This window comes from Kurthia huakuii LAM0618 (assembly GCF_000505545.1).
GTDB classification, from domain to species: domain Bacteria; phylum Bacillota; class Bacilli; order Bacillales_A; family Planococcaceae; genus Kurthia; species Kurthia huakuii.
On record NZ_AYTB01000016.1, the window covers coordinates 1 to 22,685 of the forward strand.

The window sequence follows — 22,685 nt, forward strand, 5'->3', positions numbered from 1 at the left end:
ATTGTGATTACATCTTGCTTGTTCAGTTTTCAAGGTTCATTCCTTAAATAATAATACTTGGAGCGGGTGAGGAGAATCGAACTCCCGACAACAGCTTGGAAGGCTGTGGTTTTACCACTAAACTACACCCGCATATGGTGCGCCCAGCAGAAGTCGAATCCACAACCTTCTGATCCGTAGTCAGACGCTCTATCCAATTGAGCTATGGGCGCATTATTATAAAGTTAAAATTATGAAATATTTGGTGCGGTCGAGAGGACTTGAACCTCCACCGAGTTGCCTCGACTAGGCCCTCAACCTAGCGCGTCTGCCATTCCGCCACGGCCGCATCTCATTTAACGAAGTGTTCATATTATAACATCTGTGTTTCACAGTGTCAATACTTAACTTCCAAAAAAAATAAAATGGTGAGTCATGCAGGATTCGAACCAGCGACCCTCTGATTAAAAGTCAGATGCTCTACCAACTGAGCTAATGACTCATGACCAAAAATAACAAATGCAATAAATTAATTTCATATTTAAAAATGGCTGGGGTACCAGGATTCGAACCTGGGCATGACGGAATCAAAATCCGTTGCCTTACCGCTTGGCTATACCCCAATATTTAAATGGCGGTCCGGACGGGACTCGAACCCGCGACCTCCTGCGTGACAGGCAGGCATTCTAACCAGCTGAACTACCGGACCATTGGTTGCGGGGACAGGATTTGAACCTGCGACCTTCGGGTTATGAGCCCGACGAGCTACCGAACTGCTCCACCCCGCGATAATAATATTGAATTAAATGGTGACCCCTACGGGATTCGAACCCGTGTTACCGCCGTGAAAGGGCGGTGTCTTAACCGCTTGACCAAGGGGCCATGGCTCCGTTGGTAGGACTCGAACCTACGACCCTCTGATTAACAGTCAGATGCTACTACCAACTGAGCTACAACGGAATAATAATAATAAAATTTTCGTGCCGTTCAAGTAAGTGATTACCTTGTCGACTTTTACTATTATAGAGAGGTATATGAGAAACGTCAATAGTTTTTCCAAAAAAACTTTTTATTTTTCTAAAAGCTGCCCTGAACACTTACCACAACGGTATTTCATTATATTTACCCTACGTTTCCGCTCATAGCTTTGCCCACATTTATTACATACATAATGATGTTTATATAATGTTTTGGCCGCCGGATGTTTAATCGATGCACAATAACGTGGTGCCCCTACCTCAGCGAGTAGCTGCTTAAAATCTCGATCGTTATGTTGGTAGCCCTTTTGTTCAAGATGTAAATGGTAGTGGCATAACTCATGTTTAATAATTCCGATTAATTCATCGAGTCCAAATAATTCATACATTGTATAGTTTAATTCAATATTATGTGTGCGTAACATATAGCGCCCGCCCGTTGTCTTTAAACGCCTATTAAAAAATGCTTCATGCCGAAACGTCTTCTGAAAATCGCGCGCTGAAATCATACAGACGAGTTGATGTACTTCTTCATTTGTCATCACAAGCCCTCCCGTCAAAAAAGCACTACCTTCTATTGTACACAGAGAAAGTAGTGCTTGCTATTATTGTGGCGCAAGCATCGTCAAGGCAATGCGCTCTTTTTTCGTATCAACTGAATCGACCCATACCGTCACGATATCACCTAATGAAACGACATCTAGTGGATGCTTCACAAAACCTTTTTTCAATTTTGAAATATGCACAAGGCCATCTTGTTTCACACCAACATCAATGAACGCGCCAAAATCGACAACATTTCGTACGGTTCCTTGTAATTCCATCCCTGGCTTTAAATCTTCCATTTTTAAAATATCTTTCTTTAATAATGGTTGTGGAAAGGCATCACGCGGGTCACGCGCTGGTTTCATTAACACGTCTAGCGTATCTTTTAACGTAATTTCGCCGACTGCTAATTCCGCGCTCAACTCACTGATATTGAGCTTGTGAAGTGCTTCTTCAGCATCAGCTGCACCAATCGTGACATTCGCACGTTTCAATAACTCTTTTGCTAATGGGTAGCTTTCCGGGTGAATACCTGTCGCATCTAATGGATTTTTCGCATCGACTACGCGTAAGAAACCAATTGCTTGTTCATATGTTTTCGCACCAAGTCGTGGCACTTTTTTCAATTGCGTACGCGCCGTAAACTTGCCCTTGTCGCCACGCATCGCCACGATGTTTTCAGCGACGCTTTTTGATAAGCCTGATACATACTGTAGTAGCGATGCAGATGCTGTATTCACGTCTACACCAACTTGGTTTACGGCTGTCTCGACGATAAACGTCAGCGACTCGGATAATTTCTTTTGCGATACGTCATGTTGATACTGCCCAACACCGACCGCTTTAGGCTCAATTTTCACGAGTTCAGCTAGCGGATCTTGTAGACGGCGTGCAATCGATACCGCACTGCGCTGCTCTACTTGTAAATCCGGGAATTCCGCGCGCGCCACATCGGACGCTGAATAGACGCTCGCACCCGCTTCGCTCACAATAACATACGCCGCGCTACTCGCCGTTTCCTGTAACACTTCCGCTACAAATGCTTCCGATTCGCGTGAGGCAGTACCATTGCCAATCGCGACAATCGAAATCGGATACTGCGCTAATAGTTCTTTTATAATGCGCTTTGCATCATCGCGTTTCGCTTTCGGTGGATGTGGATAAATGACCGAAATAGCAAGCATTTTACCGGTATCATCGACAACGGCTAATTTACAACCCGTACGATACGCAGGGTCTAAGCCTAGCACATATTTGCCTTTCATCGGTGGTTGCAGCAATAGACTGCGTAAGTTTTCTGAGAAAATATGAATGGCCTGCGCCTCTGCTTTGTCTGTTAACTCACCGCGTACTTCGCGTTCAATGGACGGTGCAATCAAACGTTTGTAGCTATCTTCAATCGCAAGCTCCACTTGTGCGGCAGCCGGTGACTGTGGATTTGTCAGCCACACGCGTCGCATCGCTTCCTCAATTTTTGCAACAGGTGCCTTAATCGCCACGCGTAAAATATCTTCATGCTCACCGCGATTAATCGCTAATGTCCGGTGCGGCACGATTTTTGCAAGCGGCTCTTCGTAGCTATAATACATTTCAAAAATTGCTTTTTCATCTTGCTCTTCATTTTTTACAGCCGTTGAAATGACGCCTGCTTTCCATGTGAAGCGGCGAATCGTCTCACGAATTTTTGCATCATCACTAAAACGTTCTGCTAAAATATCACGCGCCCCTTGCAATGCACGCTCAACATCTAATGCATCCGACGTAAAACTTTGCGCCAAGACCGCTAATGACTCGCGCGAAAAAGTCATCAACAAATCAGCCAATGGTTCTAACCCTAACTCCTTCGCAATCGTTGCTTTTGTACGGCGCTTTTGTTTATACGGACGATATAAATCTTCTACTTGCTTTAAAATCGTCGCCGCATTAATTTGCACCACAAGCTCTGGTGTTAATTTTTGTTGTTCATCAATCGAGGTGATGACGTCTTTTTTGCGCTCTTCTAGTTGTACTAAATAATGATGACGGTCCTCAATCGCTTTGATTTGAACTTCATCAAGTGAGCCGGTCGCTTCCTTTCGATAACGCGCAATAAATGGTACGGTGTTGCCATCTTCTAGCAACGTAATAACAGCTGTCGCCTGCTTTGGCGCAATGCTTAGTTCTTTTGCAATAATCGTTGAAAAATTCATCTATGTCATCCTTTCTCATTGTTATTAGTTTATCATTTTTGCGTGACATAAAAAAAGAAGGCCCGTTACCGGCACCTTCATTTAAAAATTAAGCATCACATACGTTAGATCATCATCTTTATATGTGAGATATTGTTCGGTATCATCGTGTTCCAACGCTTGCCACGTTGTGTCGTCAATCAATTGTGTTATTTCATTTACTTCGATGCCGTCTGAATGTAGAAAACAACGGTCCCCTACCGTAAATGAAATCGTTTCAACAAAAGGCTCAATGCGCTTGCCAGCTAAATAGCCGTAATGTGGTTTTGGATAACTCACTTTATTATCATGAATAAAATAGCAAGAAATATTGCCAACACCACAATACTGTAACGTCTGTTGCTCAAAGTCGATATACATAATCGAGGCGACAGCTCCGCGCTGCATCCGCAACACGTCATTGCATTTATGCATTAGCTGTTGAAGCGATAACGTCGCACCGTATGTCGATACCGCTTGCGTCACACGCTCAGCACTGTCATGCGCATTTGGCCCGCTTCCTAACCCATCTGCTACAACGCAAACGAGGCGCTGCTGAAACTCACCAATAAAAAAACTATCTCCACAAACATCATATTCCTTTTTATTGCGCTGAAAAGCATGATACGACCACTCTATATTAGACACCACCTGAGGCGATAATCGCCTGCTGTAATTTTTTAATTGCTTTACGCTGCAGGCGCGACACATGCATTTGTGAAATACCGAGGCGCTCGCCCGCTTCTTTTTGGCTCAATTGCTCTAAATACGTCAATTGAATAATTTGTTTTTCGCGTTCATTTAACACGTTCATTGCTTCTGAGACAATCATGCGGCGATTCGTTTTTTCAAACTCATCGTCTTCTTGACCAACGACATCAAATAACGTTACCGTACTACCATCTGAATCCGATTCAATCGAATGGTCCATCGATAATGCTTGATAGCTACGGCTCATTTCCATCGCTTCAAGCACTTCCTCTTCCGTCACTTCGAGGCGTTCGGCAATTTCTGATACCTTTGGCGAACGTTGCAATTCTGTCGTCAACACCTCAACGGTTGCTTTAATACGCGGACCAAGCTCTTTAATACGGCGCGGCACATGAACATCCCAAGTTTTGTCGCGTAGGAAGCGTTTAATTTCACCAACGATTGTCGGCACCGCAAAGGCTTCAAAGCTACGACCAAATTCTGGGTCAAAACGACGAATGGCCCCTAACAGACCGAGCATCCCTACTTGCACGATATCGTCATGATATGAACGCCCATTTGAATATTTACGCGCAATCGATTCCACTAAATATTGATAGTTTTCAACGAGACGCGTTTGTGCTTCATCGTCTTTTTCTTCTTGGTATAATTTAATCCAAGCAAGTACTTGTTCTTTTGAGGCATTTCTAGTGGACGTCTGTTTCCACATGTGCATTCACCTGCTCTCGTGAAACATATTTGGTCATGAACACTGTTACGCCATTTTCGTTTAATACTTTCACTTCATCCATTAAACTTTCGATTAAAAATAACCCTAACCCTCCTTCACGAATAAATTCAACTTCCGTTTCTTCGTGATACGGGCCTACTTTTTCTTTTACTTCTTCAAATTCAAAGCTGCGACCATAATCCGCAACCATAATTTCTAATTTATCTTCATATACTGCACAGCCAACGACAACTTCTTGCTTCTCTTCATCTTCTACATAAGCATGTTGAATCGCATTTGTTACCGCTTCGCTTGTCGCAATTTTTAAATCTTCAATATCATCATACGAAAAACCTAGACGACTTGCTAAACCAGATACTGTTAAGCGCGCCACACCAACGTATTGCGTTTTTGACGGAATGCGCATTTCAAAATAATCGAATTCTCTCATGTTGCTATGCCTCCTCCTCTACGTGAATAATACCGCTTAAACCTGTAATATCGAATAAACGTTTTAACCGTGGAGACAAGCCAATTAACGTAAGCTCACCGCCATCTGCAATGACGCTTTTGTAAAACGCCACGATGACGCCGATACCAGTACTATCCATATAACCTACACCCGCTAAATCAAGTACGGCTTTATTTGTGCTTTTCGTATCGATCGCTAGTAATTGTTCGCGTAGTTTCGGCGCTGTATGTGCATCGATTTCACCGCTAATAACACCTAAAATACTGTTGTCTTGTTGTGTTTTAATATTTACTGTTAAATCCATCTTCTACACCTCTTGTTTAATTTACTGTACTTTTTTAATAACCGCTAATGTAAAATCATCGCGCTGATGGAATGCCTGGAATTTTTCGAGCGCTTTAAATACGCTATGCGCTAAATCACCGGGCGTCTCATCTTTAACGTTATAAATCATATCGATTAGCTCTTGTCGTGATAAAAATCGCTCATTTTCTGTGCGACATTCTGTTACGCCATCTGTCATAATAATAATCATGTCATTTTTCGCTAACTTAATCGAACTTTCCATATAATGAACATCTGGTAAAATGCCTAATAATAACCCTTTTGATTCATCAAGATCATAAAATTTTTCTTCACGTGCGCAATAATAAAGTGCTGGTTCATGCCCCGCCGACGCATATGTAAACACCGACTCTTCATTGTCATACCGTCCATAAAACATTGAAATAAACATGTTATCTTCCACACTTTTTTCAACGATGCGATTTAATACATCAAGTGCATAGGCCGGACTAATGCTCGCTTGCCCTAATGTATCAAGCCCATTTTTCACCATCGACATGCACAATGCTGCAGGAATCCCCTTTCCTACAACATCTGCGACACCAATACCAACAAAATCGCTATCATCATCTTGGAAATAAACGTAATCACCATTCATCTTGCCTGCTGGTACAGAAAGAAAATCAATATCCACACCATCTAACTCCGGCTTTTTTGTACGCAACATCGTATTTTGCACTTTCGCTGCTAATTCGATTTCATGATTCATCGATTCTTGTTGCTCAACTAAAATTTTATGTTCGCGTAGCGCCAAGCCATACTGAATCATAAATTCCGTTAAAAAATCGAGTGAAATAATCATCGTATCGGTCATGCCTAATTCTTGAATCTCTTCAAGCGCAACTTTATGAATACTAATGACCTCTTCTGGTGTAATGTTCTTTTGGACAAGGTGGCGACTAAAGTTTTGACCTAAATATAAATTTCTCTCGGTTTGATACTTTAAATATTGGCTCAGTAACATCGTATACTGCTTTTGTATCTCTTTCGTAACGCATCCTCACCTATCTGCTAAGACAACCATTTTACAATTGTAATCTTCGTGCCTTCTCCTACTTCTGTTTGAATATCAAATTCATCCATCAAACGCTTTACCCCTGGAAGCCCTGCTCCTAAACCATAAGAAGAAGAATATCCATCTTGAAGTACTAATTGTACATCGCCAATCCCAGGTCCTTGATCCTCTGCAATTACTCGGATTCCTACTTTACCGTCTTTTTCGAAACGTCCAATCGTGACGCTTCCTTGCTCCGCATATAAATAAATATTTCGAGCTAATTCGCTAATTGCCGTTGTGATACGCGCTTGGTCTACAGCGCCAAAGCCAATTGTTTTCGCTTCGCTACGGCCCATTTGACGTGCAGCAACAATATCCCATTCCGTCAAAATGCTCACTGAGGAAACGTCCATCTTTATCCCTCCAATTCTTGTTGTAATCTATCTAAGCCACTCTCTAAATCGAGCGCTGTTAATACATCACTTAATTCAATTCCTAATTCAACAAGCGTAATCGCAATCGGTGGCTGAATGCCCGTTAGCGCTACTTTCGCGCCCATCATGCCAGCCATTTGAATGACTTCATCTAAAATTCGCGCAATAAATGAGTCGATAAAATCAAGCGCTGTTAAGTCGATAACGACACCCCGCGCATTGGTTTCATGAATTTTTTTGAGTACATCTTGTTGGAATTGTAGCGCCGTAGCGTCATCTAGCTCCCATTGAATCGAAATAATCAAACAATTTTTTAATTTTAAAATCGGCACTTTTGGCTGAATCATCGTTATCACACCTCGTTAATTTTTCGCTTTGTTAAACGTAATGCCTCTTCTACTCCGCGCTGTAATGTACCGGTTGTTTTAAAGTTATCTAAATTAATACCTAACGACACAATCGTATGGGCTATTTCTGGGCGTATGCCAACAATGATACATGTTGTGCCAAGTAGCTTTACAGCTTTCACCGCTTGCATAATATGATGCGTCACCATCGTATCAATGACGGGTACACTCGTAATATCAATCAGCAGTACTTCCGACTTGTGCTGCAATACACCGTCTAATATATCTTCCATAATTCGCTTAGCACGCATTGTGTCGATCGTACCAACGAGCGGTAACACGGATATTTTATCAAGAATGGGTATAATCGGCGTCGATAATTCTTTTAATGCGTTGCGTTGCGTATCCATCGCATATAAATAACTACGCTCATATTCCTCGATAAGTGAACGTTCAATGTCATGCATCTTTTTCAGATTTTCTCGTAAAAAAATGCTTAGCTGCTCAACGGAATGGGTATTTGATTTAAGAACGGCGTCTAATATGACTTCTTCTACAAGTTGTATTAAAAAAACCGTATCCTGGAAATACGCATATTTTCGGCTGTACAATTGGCAAACTTGTTGTCGATGCTGCTCATCGTCACTATAAATGGTTTGCTCGACTAGTTGCACGCTATCAATAATTTTTTCGTCGGCAATTTCTTGCCCATTCGTCCGCTGTTGCCACATGTTGGCTACACCTGATATAATTTCTGATTTATATTGTTCAATCCAGTTAATCAAAACTCACCATCCCTCCAGTTTAATCTTTACACAATTGTATAATATTTCTGCACATAATTCACTTTTAAAAGTCATTTTTTTCTATATCAGCTATTTTTTATTTTTCTACATATAATAGATTTTGGATACAAAAAAGACTACTCGAAATTCGTGTAGTCTTTTTTTATGTATACTAAAATTTAATGAGGCCTAAACTAATCTCCAATGCCGACTCCACTTTGCGCATTAATGGTCCGTCCAATTGAGTTATTTTATCCGTTAGTCGAGACTTATCAATTGTTCTAAGTTGTTCTAACAAAATAACCGAATCACGCTCGAAGCCATATTTCTTCGCATCAATTTCGACATGTGTTGGTAGTTTTGCTTTTTGTATTTGTGCTGTAATCGCCGCAATAATTACGGTCGGGCTAAATCTGTTACCAATATCATTTTGAATTATCAACACCGGTCGCGTTCCACCTTGCTCGGAACCGACCACTGGTGATAAATCTGCAAAAAAGACATCTCCGCGTTTTACGTTCACTTTTTCATCCTCCGCAAACGAGACGCGTTACCATATACGGCCAGTTACATGCTCCGCTTCATACTCCACATGCAAACATTCGCTGCATATCGTAAGGTTAATTTGGGACATCTCTTCGTATCCTTTAACCATTGCCTCTCGAATATGTTTTTGTTGTTCTTGACGCGCATGTTTACGCACATCACTTTCATACGCATAATGCTGTGCAATTTTTTGCAGCACAGCTTCATACGCTTTTTCCATTTCATATTCGGGCAATTGCACTAATTCTAATTGTTTTTGACTCACAGCCAGCACCTCCAAAACAAACCTCAATTTATAGTCGTTCTCAAATAAGCTTAACACCCATACTACCATCGATTTGGTATCTTGAAAAGGTGTAAAACAAAATAAGCGATATAAGTAAAGTTAGTTTTCAGAATCTTCTTGCCTTCTACAGCGCCAAAATCAGGCGTTGTAGACGCGTGGAATCCGAGTTGTTAGCATACATGGAATCTCGTAAACAATCGTATTTAGACGACTTGCCCACTCCTGCATTGTAATTTCATCATTACCTTGTTTACCGATTAACACGACGCGTTCACCGACCGTCATTTTTTTCGGTAATTTAATCATAATTTGGTCCATACAAATGCGACCAACGATTGGTGCGCGCATACCTTGTACTAAAACTTCTTGGTTTGCAAGGCCGCGAAGTACACCATCTGCATAACCGACCGGGATCGTGCCAATCCATTCGTCACCCGTAGCTTCGTATGTAGCACCATAGCCAACCGTCTCGCCGTTGTGTAGCTCTTTGACATGAACAAGCTCCGTTTCTAATGAAAACGCAGGTTGTAATGCATATGGCAAATGCTCGCCCACATATGGGGACGGCGCTAGGCCATAAAGAGAAATCCCAAAACGTACCGCATCAAACTGCACATGTTCTTTAACAAGTGCAGCGGCTGTGTTTGCGGCATGTACGAGACGCGGCTTTGTAGGAAGGGACGCCACAAGCTTTTTAAATGTTGCAAGCTGCTGTTCGTAAAATGTCGTTTCTTCATCATCGGCCGTCGCAAAGTGCGTAAAAATGCCATCGACAACGACGTGTTCCATTTGCGCTGCATCATATACGGCACGCAACTCTTCAACTGTGCGAACGCCAATGCGGCCCATGCCACTATCAACCTTCACATGAATACGTAACGGCTTTTCAAATTGTGGCGCAAGAGGTGCTAGCTGCTCAAGCCATTCCGTTGAAAAGACCGTTAGCGTAATGCCGTATTTTGCTGCATATGGTGCAAAAGAAACCGGCACCGCTCCTAAAATTAAAATCGGTGTGTCCGCGATATGACAGCGAACATGTAGTGCTTCCTCTGGTGTTGCTACTGCAAGCATCGTCGCTCCTGCCTCAAGTGCAGCTTCAGCCACGCGAATATCTCCATGGCCGTAAGCGTTTGCTTTAATGACTGCCATAATATGTACGTCTGAATGCAAGTGCTTGCGTAGATTTGAAATATTTGATTGAATCGCTTTTAAATCGATAACGGCCTTTGTAGGTCGAAAGTTTTGTAGTTCTTCCATTTGTCTAACCTCTTCTAATCGTGATTTATGCTAATATTATGTACCTCTCAATTGATGAGGTCAATCTTTCCAAAGGCTCTTTAAAAGACCATTTTTTCGATTTACAGGCGATAATTTTCTTTACCCGTAAATTCGCTTTTTAAGCCCTTTTTCATAAGAATTTTTAAGCCTCTTCCAAAATAACCTGCGCTGCCGCATAGGCTTTTGAATGCGTAATTGATACGAAACCAGCGACTTTTTCCCCTTTAAAATAAAGCGCCGGGCGACCACTTGGCTCTTTCAAAATTTCAACATCATGCAGTGCACAATGCTTGCCAAGCCCCGTACCGAGCGCTTTTGAAAAAGCTTCTTTTGCTGAAAAGCGCCCAGCTAAAAATTCAAGTTGGCGCGATGGTTTAAGCGTCTCATAAATAGCTAGTTCTTTTTCCGTAAGTACTTTTTTGCGAAATGCGGCGCTACGAGCATTGATTGCTGCAACGCGCTCAAGCTCGACAATATCGAGACCAATTCCTGTAATCATCTAGCTCACCCTTTCTTTCTTAATCTTGAACCATGTATAATAACGGTAAATTAGAACGAGGAGTGACTGTATGTTCAACCGTAATGAAAAACTTTCGGATTATGTGAAATGGTATCCAATGGTTGCATCGCTCATCATTATTAACTTAATTGTTTATATTGCCGGGCTTGTGCCATCTATCCGCGTTGAAATTTTAAATTATGGCGCGGCTGCCAATTGGCTCATTGCAGATGGCGAATATTGGCGCGTCATTACCGCGGTATTTATTCACGGGGGCTTCCTACATATTTTATCCAATATGTTTTGGCTTTATGTGTTTGGCCCTGAGCTTGAAAAAATCGCCGGCAAATTGCGCTTCTTTACAATTTATATGATGTCTGGCATTATCGGCAATGTTGCAACGTATTTTATTCAAGGTCCTGAATACGTATCCGTTGGTGCAAGCGGCGCCATCTTTGGTATTTTAGGTGCCTTTTTAGCACTCGTTTATTATACGCGCAACATCTTACCACAGTTGCGTCAAATGATTGTACCACTAGCGGTCATTTCTGTAATCATCACATTTTTACAACCAAATGTAAATGCGACTGCTCATATCGCCGGCCTCTTAACAGGGGCGCTTTTCGGCTTTATTAATTTCCACCCAAAAAATATTTTAAAATGGCGTGAACAACGCAAACAGCGCAACTAAAAAAAGAGGCTTCCATCAACGGAAGCCTCTTTTTTTAGTTGCGTCTTGCGGGTCGATACCAGTCAAAAATTTGCATGAGTTTGTGCTTTTCAAAAAAGCGTAATGCCGTTTCAGACTCTGCAGTACCCGCCACAATCGACACGTGAAGACGCGCCAAATCACCACGTTCAGCTAGCACACTTTGACGAACTTGCATCGTTTGAATCCGTTGCTTCATGACGAAAAAGGATTCCTTTGAAAACCTACGCGTCACAAGCGTTAATTGCTTGTCATGCAGCGCAAAACCGGACGAACGATATTCAGCGTAACCAAAGAGCATTAACAGAGGCAACACAACAAGGCTATATAAACCATAACCAAGCGGCACAAAATAGCTCACTAACGCGACCGGAATCACTGCCCATGCGCTAAAGAATAACATAAAGCGCCACGCTGCACGTTTCGGCGCTTTCACGAGCGTATGCTCAAATTGATAGGTCGGAAATAGTTCTGACAACAATTCCAGTGCCTCGCGCTTTTTAATAAGTGGGACAAGTGAAATTTTTGAATCGCCGTCCTCTTCAGTATTGCCAGCACTTTCTAAATGAATCGCCGCAAAACCAAACAACTGACGCAGCGGTGTCTCGACAATTTTAATGCCTTGAATGCGTGACATCGGCACAGCGACACGTTTTTTCTCTAATAACCCTTTTGAAATAAACAGGCGATCCTGTTCACGCTCGACGATAAAATTCGCATGATTTAAATACGTGATGACGACCGAAATCAGCCACGAAATAAACAGCACCGTAAAAACGATGAGCGACACAATTAAAATGCCATATTTCATAAAATCTTTTAATTCATTAAAAATTAATTCATACGGAATTACATCCGACAGCTGCGACATAACGGCTGCCACCGCTGAAAAAATAACGCCAATACCACTTGAGGTTGTCGCCAAAATCAATAAATTTTTTGTCGTCATATGATAAACCATTTCACGTGTAGTTATTTCTTCTTGCTCTGCCTTCTCTACTGTTTCATGACGTTTAGCGCGTTTTGTTGCCGCATCAATCCAATCGGCCTGTTCACGTGAAATAGCTGTTAATGCAATCCCAGAATCTTCACTGCCAGCCGTTTCAATCGTCACTTTCACAAGACCAAATGGCCGGTGGAAAATACTTTCTTTAAAATTGACGCTTTGAATGCGCTCAAACGGGACATACTGATGCTTTTTAACGAATAGGCCCTTTTCAACATGGAGCTCTTCATTTTCAACCCAATACGTATATTTACGCCAAAAAACCCATGTGAGCACAAGCAATAAACACACTAAAAAAAAGGCGATTAACAGCCCTAAAAGCGTCCACTTAAAATGAGGGTCCATTGGATTCCACGGGATATTTTTAATATTGAGGACAAAGATGACCGCTACTGCCGCAATCGTTTCTTTTATGATTTTGAGGAAATTTAATAAAATCGTAATCGGGTGAAGATGCTGCTTATCATACATCGTCTTCAGCCACCCTTGCTAACGCGGAAATTTTCGAGCGCAACACATCGGCCTCTTCTTCGGTTAGCGCCGGAATCGTATGAACCGTTGCTGCTGTTGAGATTGAAATTTCTGCGAGATGATATTTTTTCAAAATCGGCCCCTGTGTCGTATTCACATGCTGCACGCGCACCATTGGGACAAGCACGCGTTTAATAATAAACAAGCCGTACTTTAAATCGATTTCCTCTTCGCGCACTTCATAGCGCCAATGATGCCATTTGATTTTCGGGAAAATGAAAATCGCGGTCGCCGCTTCTAAGAAGGCGAGCACCGCAATAACAATATAAAGCCATGAATACCAATCAAAAAAATACGTCAATGCGCCGATAACGCTTAACAGAAGCCAGACGATAAGCGTTTCGATGACGCCATGAATGCGCCACACCGTTAAGCCCTTTCGCGAAATTTGTTGCGTTGGTTCTTGCAAAATAATCCACCTTCTCTCCTATAATCCTTTTTAGTGTCTCATACATCGTTTATTTGCACAAAAAAGAGGCTGCGACAAAACAGGTCATTTTTCTTTTTTAGCGTTCACAACAAAAAACCGGAACCGCGCCACAGCGCGATTCCGGTTTTTCTTATGCTCATCTGAGAGGGTGTTGTTACACGTATGTCCCAGCTTCTTGAATGATTCGTTGCTTAACCTTCGTTGTTGCTACGACGAGGACGACGACGGCTATCATTGCTGCCGCTGCGACGTTCACGACGTTCTCCGCCACCTTCACGATTGTCACGACGACGTTCTCCGCCACCGCCATTGCTGCTACGATTACGGTTACCACCGCGGAAGTTACGGCCACCGCCGTTACTACCACGACCGCCGTTACCACGGCCACCACCGTTGCCGCCACGACCGCCGCCGCGACCGCCACGCATTGGAAGTGGACGTTCTTCAGAGATTTTAACCGGTGTATCATCTGGCTCTTTTGTTAATGATTTAAGAGCTGCTGCAACTAAATCGATTGCATCTGCCTCTTGTAATAACTCTTCAGCCATTGCACGGTAAGTGCTTAAATGATTTTTTTCAACGATTGCTTTTAATTGTTGTACCGCTACTTCTTGTTGACCAACTAATGCTTCATCAGCAGTTGGTGGCTTAAGAGGTGTCATACGTTTTTTCGTTGTTTCTTCAACGATACGTAGGTAGCTCATTTCACGTGGTGTTACGAATGTAACCGCTACGCCTGATTTACCAGCACGACCAGTACGGCCGATACGGTGAACGTAAGATTCTGGATCTTGTGGAATATCGAAGTTGTAAACGTGTGTTACGCCTGAGATATCAAGACCACGAGCAGCTACGTCCGTTGCTACTAATACATCAATTTTGTTTTCTTTGAATTGACGTAATACAGAAAGACGTTTCGCTTGAGAAAGGTCACCGTGGATACCTTCTGCAATGTAACCGCGGATGCTTAGTGCGTGTGATAATTCATCAACGCGACGTTTTGTACGGCCGAATACGATTGCAAGTTCAGGTTTTTGAACGTTTAATAAACGAGATAAAATATCGAATTTTTCACGTTCTTGAGATTTCACGAAATATTGGTCGATGTTATCAACTGTTAATTCTTTCGCTTTGATTTTTACGCTTTCAGGCTCTTTCATGAATGTATCCGCAATTTTACGAATTGCTGGAGGCATTGTAGCAGAGAATAAAAGTGTTTGGCGTTCAGATGGTACGTTTTCTAAGATTGCATTGATATCTTCAATGAATCCCATGTTTAGCATTTCATCTGCTTCGTCTAATACTAACGTTTTAACGTTTTCTAATTTTAATGTGCGACGTTTAATGTGGTCTAAAATACGACCTGGTGTACCAACAATAATTTGTGGTTTGTTTTTAAGTGCGCGGATTTGGCGGCTAATATCTTGACCACCGTATACAGAAAGAATTTTAGAACGCTTGCCGTAACCGATTTTGTGGAACTCCTCAGAACATTGGATTGCTAATTCACGAGTCGGTGCGATTACTAACGCTTGGATTGTTGGATCTTTAGGATCTACTTTTTCAATTAATGGAACACCAAAGGCAACAGTTTTACCTGTACCTGTTTGTGCTTGACCGATAATGTCACGGCCTTCAACAGCTAGAGGAATTGTTCCTGCTTGGATTGGTGTTGCTTCTTCAAATCCCATACGTTCTAGGGATTTTAATGTAGATTCGCTAATATTTAATTCTGAAAAATTTGTCAAACTTCTCATTCTCCTTTTAGTTAAGTGTGCAGTTGACAAATGGTTACATTTTCAGATGAAAATAGGGCAAATCGAGCCTCATGTCTAGGATTTTCATAATCCTGAACGCTTATACCTCCATTAAAATGGAGTAGGTTTATATAAAGTAAAGCCCGGACTTTGCCGAGCGGTTTAATTTCGAAGTTAAATAACCTCATCATCATTGACCGTTAATGTTCAAAAAAAAGTACCCTCCACATCAAACGACCGGAGAGTCTCATACAAAATGTATCCATTGCTCTAAGTATTCTACCATGCACGTTGACACTATGCAACGAATAACAATCGATTGAAATTTTCTGAAAATTAAACACACACCATAAAAGCGCTCTCATTTTTGCGCGCGCCAGCGAAGTGCATGACGAAAACAATTAAAAAAGGAATCATGCCGCAGCACAATTCCTTCGTCTGTTATTTTGTAAATGCTTGTAGTACATTTTCAAGCGCCATACCACGAGAACCTTTTAATAGTACTAAAGAATCTGCAGATGCTTCGCGTGCAATCTTGTCGATAATCGGTGCATAATCGTCGCGACTCCAAACGACATCCGCACGGTCTTTAATGTTGTTGTAAAGTGCCTCCATACGCGGACCGTACAAGCACACATGTTGAATCGCCGCTAAATTTAAATCGTCGGCAATGTTTTCATGATAGTCACGCTCTAATGCGCCAAGCTCTAGCATATCGCCAAGCACGACCCATTTATCGCTACGCATACTAGCGTGTTCAACGAAGTCCAGTGCGGCACGAACCGATGTTGGCGCCGCATTGTACGCATCATTAATAAATAAAATATCATTGTTGCCTTTAACGAGTTGCATACGCATATTCGTTAATTCGACACCTTTTAGTGCGGCACGAATTTGCTCATTTGTTAAACCAACTTGCTGTGCAATTAATATCGCGACAAGTGTATTTTTCACTTGGTGACGACCTAAGACAGAAATAAAGAAGTCATCATTTAATAACCCGTGGACCGTAAATTGGCTGCCTTGTTCCTGTTCTGTAATGGCTGTCGCATATAAATCGTTCGTTTCTTCTAAGCCAAACGACACAGCATTGATATTTTCTGCTGCAACTAATGGACGTAATAACGGCTCATCGCCATCATAGAAAAATACGCCATCTGCTTGTAAACCTTGCACAATTTCAAACTTCGCTTTCGCAATACCTTCACGAGAACCAAGCGCTTCCATATGTGCTTCGCCAATATTTGTAATAACGGCGTAATGCGGCTCAGCTAATTTTGTCAGCAACTCAATTTGATGGAAGCCGTCCATGCCCATTTCAAGCACCGCAAATTGCGTATCGTCATCTAACGCTAACAATGTTAATGGTAAACCAAGTTGATTATTGTAGTTACCTTCTGTTTTTTGCACTTTATAATACGGCGCCAATGTACCGGCAATTAAATCTTTTGTCGATGTTTTACCATTTGAACCCGTTACGGCGATAAATGTCGCCTGATGTTCTGCACGATACGCGCGCGCCATTTGTTGCAGCGCCTCTTCTGAATCGTCCACAAAAATTAATGGCACATGTTGTGGTGGGTTCGGTTCATCTTTTTGCCAAAGTGCCGCCGCTGCACCTTGTTCAAATGCTTGCGCGACATATTTATGACCATTCGCTTGTTCACCGTGGAATGGAATAAATAAATCTCCCGGCACAAGCGTACGCGTATTAATCGAGATGCCGGTCACAACCGTATCCTCAAATGTTTGCGGTACGCCAAGCCATGCTGCGATTTCATTTATCGTCTTTTTCATGTTTAAAGACCCCTCTTATTGATATTGAAGTTGTTGTTTTTCGTTATGGCGTTCGATACCAAGGTTGATTAGTTTTTCGATTAATTCGCTGTATGAAAGACCAGTGTTTTTCCAAAGAATTGGGTACATACTTACCGGCGTAAAGCCTGGTAATGTGTTGACTTCGTTAATGAAGATGTCGTTCTCTGCTGTCACGAAGAAGTCAGCGCGTACTAAACCAGCGCCATCTAAAATTTTAAAGGCGCGTTTTGCCATATCAGAAAGCTGTGCTTGTACGTCATCTGTGACAGGTGCTGGAATTAATAAATCGGTGCTGTTGTCATTGTATTTTGAATCGTAATCGTAAAATGCTGTTTTCGGTTTAATTTCACCAGGTACAGATGTTTCTGGCTCGTCATTGCCGAGTACAGCCATTTCTACTTCGCGTGCAACAACGCCTGTTTCTACAACGATTTTACGGTCATATTTCAGCGCCACTTCAACCGCTTCGATTAATTTTTCACGATCATCCGCTTTTGATACACCAACACTTGAGCCTAAGTTAGCTGGTTTTACGAACATCGGGTACGTTAAGTTTTCTTCCATTTCAGCGATTAATGCTTGTTGGTTTTTTTGCCATTCATTGCGAATGAAATAACTATAAGGAACTTGAGGAAGGCCTGCGATTTCGAATAATTGTTTCATTGAAACTTTATCCATACCAGCTGAAGAAGCAAGTACGCCGTTCCCTACGTACGGTAAGTTTAATACTTCTAAGAAGCCTTGTACGGTACCATCTTCGCCATTTGTGCCGTGAAGTAATGGGAATACAACGTCAAATTTACGTTCTTTTAAAGAAGTTAAAAATTCCGTTACATCATTGTCTGTTGCCGTATCGCGTGTGAATGCCAGCTGTTCAATTGATTCCGCTGGTGCTGTTAATTGTTCGCCTACGCGCCATTCGCCACCACGCGTAATGAATACTGGGAAAATATCATATTTATCGAAATTTAATGCTTGAGTTGCTGCCTTTGCTGTTGATAACGACACATCATGCTCTGCCGATTTACCACCGTATAATAAACCTAATTTTTTATTCATAATAGTCAGTTCCTCCAAATTATAATTGGTCTACGAACGAATGTCCTGGAATCGAATAGGACGATTTCTATCGGATAAAGTTTCCACATCTTCATGCAAGAAAAATATCATTACCTATAATAGCACTGTCTTGCACATTTTCATAAAAAAATCGAAAAAAAGATTCCTATTCGTCATGCGAAAGGAATCCTATACATCACCGTATTTATCGCGGACTACTTATGTACCTCTAGTACCCCATCTGGCTTTTGCTTTAACAACGAATTTAAATCGTCCCAAATCTCATCGACGAAATTGATATCGGCCACATTACGAACTTCGAGCACATAGGCCACTTTCGGCTTTTCAATGCGGTACATCGAAAACAGTGCCCCGTCCTTCATATGCTCACGAAAGGCATCGCAAACATCGATTGTAAAATGCGGCATCACCGTTGCAACGCGACGACGCCAAAAACTCGTCTGACGCTCTTTCAACTGAATGACGTTATTAAACACATTGACGACAAGACGATCATTGTCCTCTAAATGACGAAAATAAACTTTTGTATACTTATCTTCTTTATTTTCTAAGTAGACATATTTATTTTGTAGCTGGTGATAGAAAGGTGACCGCAGTGGCTCCTTTTTATGACCAATATAAAGGAGCTCCGCCTGCTCTTGCGGCGTTAGCAAATTCAACTTTTTCTCATCTGAAAAATCAATCCAGCATAAATCTTGTTTTGAATCTGAAATTTTCTTTGCAAAGTAAGGCATGCTCTTATCATCAACAAACCCTAAGCGCGTGTGCATGTTAAACGAGCCGTCTTCGAACTCATTTTTCAACAGTAAAATGTTTTGAAGCGAACCGACTGAGGAAGCAAATTCGTGAAATTTTAAACCGCTTAATACCACAAATTGATTCAACTCATTAACATGTACATATAAATGATGCAAAAAATCATCCGCAGCTCGCATTTTCTTTGCCAAGTCGATCACCCCATTCCTCTCCCTATTATAGATTGAATTGCATGAATTTGAAACATTTGTGATTCGATTTCGTCACAACTTTATGCACAAGCGTGTTACAATAAAATACGCTATAATAAGTAAGTTAAATAATTAATATTAGGTGGCAAATATGAATAACAATCGAAAAAATTTCTTCGATCGTTTGGATTGGACACTAATCCTCATTATGGGCCTTTTTTGTATTGTTAGTATCGCTGCAATTTCATCAGCGCAAATGTCCGGACAATATGCAACAAACTTCGTACCAAAGCAATTATTCTGGTACTTTGTCGCTGCTTGCATCATCTCTGTCATGATGTATTTCGAGCCGGAGCAATACAAAAAAATGGCTTGGTATTTGTTCGGTTTCGGTGTTTTTTTACTAGCTGTTCTTGTAGCCTTACCTGACTCAATGGCACTTGTTGAACCACGTAATGGTGCAAAAAGTTGGTTCCATTTACCTTTTGCCGATATTCAACCGTCCGAGTTTATGAAAACCTTTTACATTCTCGCACTCGCACGCATTGTGACAAAACACCATGAAGTAAATCCAGTCAAAACGATTAAAACCGACTTTATTTTATTAGGAAAAATCTTTTTAACATTAGCAATTCCACTCGCGTTTATTATGCAACAACCCGACCTTGGGACAAGCTTAGTATTCTTAGCAATCACAGCCGCGATGATTGTCGTTGCAGGTGTTGCTTGGCGCATCATCTTACCAATCGCTACAGTGGCGATTGCTGCTGGTGGTACGCTGTTATGGATGGCACTGTACAAACAAGAATTTTTAAATGATGTTCTTGGCGTGAAAACATACCAATTCGCACGTATTTATTCTTGGCTCGATCCATACTCTTATTCATCAAGTGATGGTTATCACTTAGTAAAATCGCTTAATGCTATTGGCTCTGGCGAAATTTTCGGTAAAGGCTACAAACAACATGAAGTGTATGTGCCGGAAAACCACACCGACTTTATTTTTAGCATTATCGGGGAAGAATGGGGCTTCGTCGGCGCTAGTGCCGTGATCGTACTGTTCTTCTTCCTAATCTATCACCTAACGAAATTAACGCTCCAAATGAAAGATCCATTCTGTACATATGTGTGCGCAGGGATCATCGCGATGATTACGTTCCACGTGTTAGAAAATATCGGTATGACAACGCAAGTTTTACCAATCACAGGTATCCCATTACCATTCATTAGTTATGGCGGTAGTTCGATGATGGGGAATGCGTTCGCACTCGGCCTTGTATTCAGTATGAAATTCCATCATCACACGTACATGTTTGGTCGAGATGATTAATAAAGACGTTTCACTTTTGAGCTCAAAAGTGAAACGCCTTTTTTTATGGCGTGGCTCATCAGAAATCAGCTATGAGCTCAAAAAGCGTGTTTTCGATACAACATAATTAAAAATAAGTGTCAAACAAGGACCATTCATGCACGAAAAAATCACCTTTTAGTAAGCATCGTGCACAAAGCTGTCAACAAAAATTTTTATTTACGATAATATCACAAATCATTACTACTTTTGAAAAATGATTTAGGCGCGTTTTTGCCCAAAATGAGCCGAAAAGGGTTGATTTTACGTTTCTGACGGGCATTTTCAACACGAAAATTGTCGCAACAAACGGCATGCTGTCATTTATTTAAAAAAACGAAAAATGCGACATTCCGCGGTGAAGCGGTGCATGGCTATAACACAAAAAAGCCTAAAAACATCTAAAAACATGCAAAACCCATGCTCTAACGGGCCTTTTTTGTCCCATTTTTGGTAGGTGATGTTATGAAGTTATTGTAATTATCGCCATTCTTATAGTACTTATTTGAGAAAAAGCCAAGTTGAAGCAAATGATTAGCTTTTCTCTAGGGTGATTCACTTAGTACTGGCGCATATTAATATTTATGTTGTATTCAAAACACGCTTCTTGACGTGATAGCCAAGACGAAAAAGAGACTCGGAAAATCCGAGTCTCTTTTTTATGATGCTTTTTTCTGCCGCAATGATTTCGTGCTGCGTGTAAATAACACGAGTACGCTAATGCCAAGTAACGCGAGCGTCGCTGACACGTAGTAAGTGTTGCCGCCTTGCCACGTCAATAGCCATGTGAAAAATAATGGGCCAAGAATGCGTCCTAAATTATCCATCGAATAACTAAGCCCCGCTGCCGTACCGTACATACCGCCTGATTCTTTTGATGCGAGCGATGTGTTCAATGTGCGCGCTAACGCATTCCCCGCTGTAAAGACGCATAGTGCAAGACCTGCGTAAAATAAATTCATTGTAAATGGTAGCATCGCTAAACCGATCGCTGTCACAACTTGTGCACCAGCCAACCATTTTGGCTCGTGACCATCTTTTACTTTGCGCACGACCAAGCCTTGAATTAAAAAATCAACGAAGCCGCTGAATAAAAATAACGAACCAAGCTGTGCCGATGTAATATGGATTTGATCAATTTGGAACAGCTGTAACGTAGACTCAACACCTGACAATAAAAATGTCACGATAAATGAGAAAATAAATAAGTAGCGCACACGATAACTAAAGAGCTTTGATGTACCTTTTGGAATAATTTCTTGTGCGGAACCTTTTTTATGCGCTTCTGGCTCTTTTAACACAGCCGCCGCATAAAATAGTAATAAAAAGATTAGCATTGCGGATACTGTAAATGGTAGCGTTAAACTCACCTGTCCAAGCAAGCCACCAATCGCCGGGCCAAAAATAAAGCCTAGGCCAATCGACATTCCCATAAAGCCCATATACATATTGCGATTATCATCGTTTGAAATATCACCGATGAAGCCTGTTACCGCGGTGTATAAAGCGCCCGAGAAAAGACCGCCAATCACGCGTGACGCATAAAGCATTGGGAGCGAGTCAATAAAGAGCGAAATCAGTAAAAAGCTCAAGCTAAACCCGACAAGGCCGATTAAAATTAATTTCTTACGGCCAATCCGGTCTGATAAACGTCCCCATAGCGGGGCTGTGAAAAAACTTGCTAGCGCATATACTGTTAGTAAGCCTCCAACATGCATATCATGGAATCCTTGCTTAACGATGACTTCTGGCAAGATTGGAATAATTAAACCAAAACCAAAATAGACGAAAAATTGTACAGATACGAGTAGCATTACTGCCTTTTTCATTCTGTTTCCTCCTCTCATTATCCCCTCAAAATTAGCATTGCTTACAAAATAGTGTACTGCTAGTGAATAGGAAATAGCAACGGCATACTATTCTCAATTATTTTTTTAAAAA

At 41.5% G+C, this 22,685-nt stretch carries 23 protein-coding genes and 9 tRNA genes; 2 read left to right on the forward strand and 30 right to left on the reverse strand.

The window, feature by feature from the left end:
* Positions 1-58 precede the first annotated feature (58 nt).
* From V514_RS0113345 to acpS, 23 genes are all read right to left on the reverse strand, one after another.
* Positions 59-132: transfer RNA gene (locus tag V514_RS0113345), tRNA-Gly, on the reverse strand.
* Between the two features lie 3 nt (positions 133-135).
* Positions 136-212, reverse strand: a tRNA-Arg gene (locus V514_RS0113350).
* Positions 213-242: 30 nt separating this feature from the next.
* A tRNA-Leu gene (locus V514_RS0113355) sits at positions 243-328 on the reverse strand.
* Positions 329-405: 77 nt separating this feature from the next.
* Positions 406-481: transfer RNA gene (locus V514_RS0113360), tRNA-Lys, on the reverse strand.
* Positions 482-527: 46 nt separating this feature from the next.
* Positions 528-602: transfer RNA gene (locus tag V514_RS0113365), tRNA-Gln, on the reverse strand.
* Between the two features lie 9 nt (positions 603-611).
* Positions 612-688 (reverse strand) — tRNA-Asp (locus V514_RS0113370).
* Between the two features lie 2 nt (positions 689-690).
* Positions 691-767: transfer RNA gene (locus tag V514_RS0113375), tRNA-Met, on the reverse strand.
* A gap of 19 nt (positions 768-786) precedes the next feature.
* Positions 787-861, reverse strand: a tRNA-Glu gene (locus tag V514_RS0113380).
* A gap of 1 nt (position 862) precedes the next feature.
* Positions 863-939: transfer RNA gene (locus V514_RS0113385), tRNA-Asn, on the reverse strand.
* Between the two features lie 109 nt (positions 940-1,048).
* Positions 1,049-1,498, reverse strand: coding sequence for a SprT family protein (locus V514_RS0113390; protein ID WP_029500421.1), 450 nt, complete (start codon positions 1,496-1,498; stop codon positions 1,049-1,051).
* 63 nt (positions 1,499-1,561) lie between these two features.
* Entirely contained in the window at positions 1,562-3,691 is a 2,130-nt protein-coding gene (locus tag V514_RS0113395) for a Tex family protein (RefSeq protein WP_029500422.1), read from the reverse strand.
* Between the two features lie 81 nt (positions 3,692-3,772).
* Positions 3,773-4,357 (reverse strand): PP2C family serine/threonine-protein phosphatase, encoded by a 585-nt coding sequence (locus V514_RS0113400; RefSeq protein ID WP_161630207.1) that lies wholly within the window; start codon positions 4,355-4,357, stop codon positions 3,773-3,775.
* Positions 4,350-5,129 carry an RNA polymerase sigma factor SigB gene (gene sigB, locus V514_RS0113405; protein ID WP_029500424.1) on the reverse strand — a complete coding sequence of 260 codons (780 nt, stop codon included), beginning with the start codon at positions 5,127-5,129 and terminating at the stop codon, positions 4,350-4,352. Before sigB ends, V514_RS0113400 begins: the two co-directional genes overlap by 8 nt.
* A complete protein-coding gene (gene rsbW, locus V514_RS0113410; RefSeq protein ID WP_029500425.1) occupies positions 5,107-5,580 on the reverse strand; it encodes an anti-sigma B factor RsbW in 474 nt (157 codons plus the stop codon). Before rsbW ends, sigB begins: the two co-directional genes overlap by 23 nt.
* 4 nt (positions 5,581-5,584) lie before the next feature.
* On the reverse strand, positions 5,585-5,905 hold the full coding sequence (locus V514_RS0113415) for an anti-sigma factor antagonist (RefSeq protein WP_029500426.1): 321 nt from the start codon (positions 5,903-5,905) through the stop codon (positions 5,585-5,587).
* Positions 5,906-5,926: 21 nt separating this feature from the next.
* The gene (locus tag V514_RS0113420) at positions 5,927-6,910 is read right to left on the reverse strand and encodes a SpoIIE family protein phosphatase (protein WP_029500427.1); all 984 of its coding nucleotides are present in this window, start codon (positions 6,908-6,910) and stop codon (positions 5,927-5,929) included.
* A gap of 47 nt (positions 6,911-6,957) precedes the next feature.
* Positions 6,958-7,356, reverse strand: coding sequence for an anti-sigma regulatory factor (locus V514_RS0113425; protein ID WP_029500428.1), 399 nt, complete (start codon positions 7,354-7,356; stop codon positions 6,958-6,960).
* 2 nt (positions 7,357-7,358) lie between these two features.
* Positions 7,359-7,724, reverse strand: a complete 366-nt coding sequence (locus V514_RS0113430; RefSeq protein WP_035944883.1) for an STAS domain-containing protein — start codon at positions 7,722-7,724, stop codon at positions 7,359-7,361.
* A 5-nt stretch (positions 7,725-7,729) separates the two neighbouring features.
* A complete protein-coding gene (locus V514_RS19280; RefSeq protein WP_029500430.1) occupies positions 7,730-8,509 on the reverse strand; it encodes an STAS domain-containing protein in 780 nt (259 codons plus the stop codon).
* Positions 8,510-8,681: 172 nt separating this feature from the next.
* Positions 8,682-9,032, reverse strand: coding sequence for a type II toxin-antitoxin system PemK/MazF family toxin (locus V514_RS0113440; protein WP_029500431.1), 351 nt, complete (start codon positions 9,030-9,032; stop codon positions 8,682-8,684).
* A gap of 27 nt (positions 9,033-9,059) precedes the next feature.
* Positions 9,060-9,320, reverse strand: a complete 261-nt coding sequence (locus V514_RS0113445) for a hypothetical protein (RefSeq protein ID WP_029500432.1) — start codon at positions 9,318-9,320, stop codon at positions 9,060-9,062.
* Positions 9,321-9,479: 159 nt separating this feature from the next.
* A complete protein-coding gene (gene alr / locus V514_RS0113450) occupies positions 9,480-10,598 on the reverse strand; it encodes an alanine racemase (protein WP_029500433.1) in 1,119 nt (372 codons plus the stop codon).
* Between the two features lie 163 nt (positions 10,599-10,761).
* Positions 10,762-11,118, reverse strand: coding sequence for a holo-ACP synthase (gene acpS / locus V514_RS0113455; protein ID WP_029500434.1), 357 nt, complete (start codon positions 11,116-11,118; stop codon positions 10,762-10,764).
* Positions 11,119-11,188: 70 nt separating this feature from the next.
* Here acpS and V514_RS0113460 point away from each other — a divergent pair, with 70 nt between their 5' ends.
* The gene (locus tag V514_RS0113460; protein ID WP_029500435.1) at positions 11,189-11,809 is read left to right on the forward strand and encodes a rhomboid family intramembrane serine protease; all 621 of its coding nucleotides are present in this window, start codon (positions 11,189-11,191) and stop codon (positions 11,807-11,809) included.
* Between the two features lie 34 nt (positions 11,810-11,843).
* On the opposite strand, the gene V514_RS0113465 is transcribed toward V514_RS0113460, so the two are convergent.
* The 6 genes from V514_RS0113465 to V514_RS0113495 all read right to left on the reverse strand — a co-directional run bounded on the left by V514_RS0113465 (position 11,844) and on the right by V514_RS0113495 (position 19,405).
* The gene (locus V514_RS0113465) at positions 11,844-13,304 is read right to left on the reverse strand and encodes a PH domain-containing protein (protein ID WP_029500436.1); all 1,461 of its coding nucleotides are present in this window, start codon (positions 13,302-13,304) and stop codon (positions 11,844-11,846) included.
* Entirely contained in the window at positions 13,297-13,776 is a 480-nt protein-coding gene (locus tag V514_RS0113470) for a PH domain-containing protein (protein ID WP_029500437.1), read from the reverse strand. Before V514_RS0113470 ends, V514_RS0113465 begins: the two co-directional genes overlap by 8 nt.
* 209 nt (positions 13,777-13,985) lie before the next feature.
* Positions 13,986-15,542, reverse strand: a complete 1,557-nt coding sequence (locus V514_RS0113475) for a DEAD/DEAH box helicase (protein WP_029500438.1) — start codon at positions 15,540-15,542, stop codon at positions 13,986-13,988.
* A gap of 450 nt (positions 15,543-15,992) precedes the next feature.
* A complete protein-coding gene (locus V514_RS0113485; protein WP_029500440.1) occupies positions 15,993-17,348 on the reverse strand; it encodes a UDP-N-acetylmuramoyl-tripeptide--D-alanyl-D-alanine ligase in 1,356 nt (451 codons plus the stop codon).
* A 15-nt stretch (positions 17,349-17,363) separates the two neighbouring features.
* The gene (locus V514_RS0113490) at positions 17,364-18,428 is read right to left on the reverse strand and encodes a D-alanine--D-alanine ligase (protein WP_029500441.1); all 1,065 of its coding nucleotides are present in this window, start codon (positions 18,426-18,428) and stop codon (positions 17,364-17,366) included.
* 215 nt (positions 18,429-18,643) lie between these two features.
* The gene (locus tag V514_RS0113495) at positions 18,644-19,405 is read right to left on the reverse strand and encodes a hypothetical protein (protein ID WP_327059470.1); all 762 of its coding nucleotides are present in this window, start codon (positions 19,403-19,405) and stop codon (positions 18,644-18,646) included.
* 142 nt (positions 19,406-19,547) lie between these two features.
* On the opposite strand from V514_RS0113495, the gene V514_RS0113500 reads away from it, so the two are divergent.
* Positions 19,548-20,726, forward strand: a complete 1,179-nt coding sequence (locus V514_RS0113500; RefSeq protein WP_029500443.1) for an FtsW/RodA/SpoVE family cell cycle protein — start codon at positions 19,548-19,550, stop codon at positions 20,724-20,726.
* A gap of 677 nt (positions 20,727-21,403) precedes the next feature.
* Here the strand turns inward: V514_RS0113500 and V514_RS0113505 are convergent.
* Complete coding sequence (locus V514_RS0113505) at positions 21,404-22,573, reverse strand: MFS transporter (RefSeq protein ID WP_029500444.1); 1,170 nt, start codon at positions 22,571-22,573, stop codon at positions 21,404-21,406.
* Between the last annotated feature and the right edge of the window lie 112 nt (positions 22,574-22,685).

Excerpts from the sequence above, each read along its gene's own strand:
- V514_RS0113390 (WP_029500421.1), bottom strand. The coding sequence starts at position 1,498 with ATGACAAATGAAGAAGTACATCAACTCGTCTGTATGATTTCAGCGCGC.
- V514_RS0113395 (WP_029500422.1), bottom strand. The coding sequence starts at position 3,691 with ATGAATTTTTCAACGATTATTGCAAAAGAACTAAGCATTGCGCCAAAG.
- sigB (WP_029500424.1), bottom strand. The coding sequence starts at position 5,129 with ATGTGGAAACAGACGTCCACTAGAAATGCCTCAAAAGAACAAGTACTT.
- rsbW (WP_029500425.1), bottom strand. The coding sequence starts at position 5,580 with ATGAGAGAATTCGATTATTTTGAAATGCGCATTCCGTCAAAAACGCAA.
- V514_RS0113415 (WP_029500426.1), bottom strand. The coding sequence starts at position 5,905 with ATGGATTTAACAGTAAATATTAAAACACAACAAGACAACAGTATTTTA.
- V514_RS0113420 (WP_029500427.1), bottom strand. The coding sequence starts at position 6,910 with ATGTTACTGAGCCAATATTTAAAGTATCAAACCGAGAGAAATTTATAT.
- V514_RS0113425 (WP_029500428.1), bottom strand. The coding sequence starts at position 7,356 with ATGGACGTTTCCTCAGTGAGCATTTTGACGGAATGGGATATTGTTGCT.
- V514_RS0113430 (WP_035944883.1), bottom strand. The coding sequence starts at position 7,724 with ATGATTCAGCCAAAAGTGCCGATTTTAAAATTAAAAAATTGTTTGATT.
- alr (WP_029500433.1), bottom strand. The coding sequence starts at position 10,598 with ATGGAAGAACTACAAAACTTTCGACCTACAAAGGCCGTTATCGATTTA.
- acpS (WP_029500434.1), bottom strand. The coding sequence starts at position 11,118 with ATGATTACAGGAATTGGTCTCGATATTGTCGAGCTTGAGCGCGTTGCA.
- V514_RS0113460 (WP_029500435.1), top strand. The coding sequence starts at position 11,189 with ATGTTCAACCGTAATGAAAAACTTTCGGATTATGTGAAATGGTATCCA.
- V514_RS0113465 (WP_029500436.1), bottom strand. The coding sequence starts at position 13,304 with ATGTATGATAAGCAGCATCTTCACCCGATTACGATTTTATTAAATTTC.
- V514_RS0113485 (WP_029500440.1), bottom strand. The coding sequence starts at position 17,348 with ATGAAAAAGACGATAAATGAAATCGCAGCATGGCTTGGCGTACCGCAA.
- V514_RS0113490 (WP_029500441.1), bottom strand. The coding sequence starts at position 18,428 with ATGAATAAAAAATTAGGTTTATTATACGGTGGTAAATCGGCAGAGCAT.
- V514_RS0113500 (WP_029500443.1), top strand. The coding sequence starts at position 19,548 with ATGAATAACAATCGAAAAAATTTCTTCGATCGTTTGGATTGGACACTA.
- V514_RS0113505 (WP_029500444.1), bottom strand. The coding sequence starts at position 22,573 with ATGAAAAAGGCAGTAATGCTACTCGTATCTGTACAATTTTTCGTCTAT.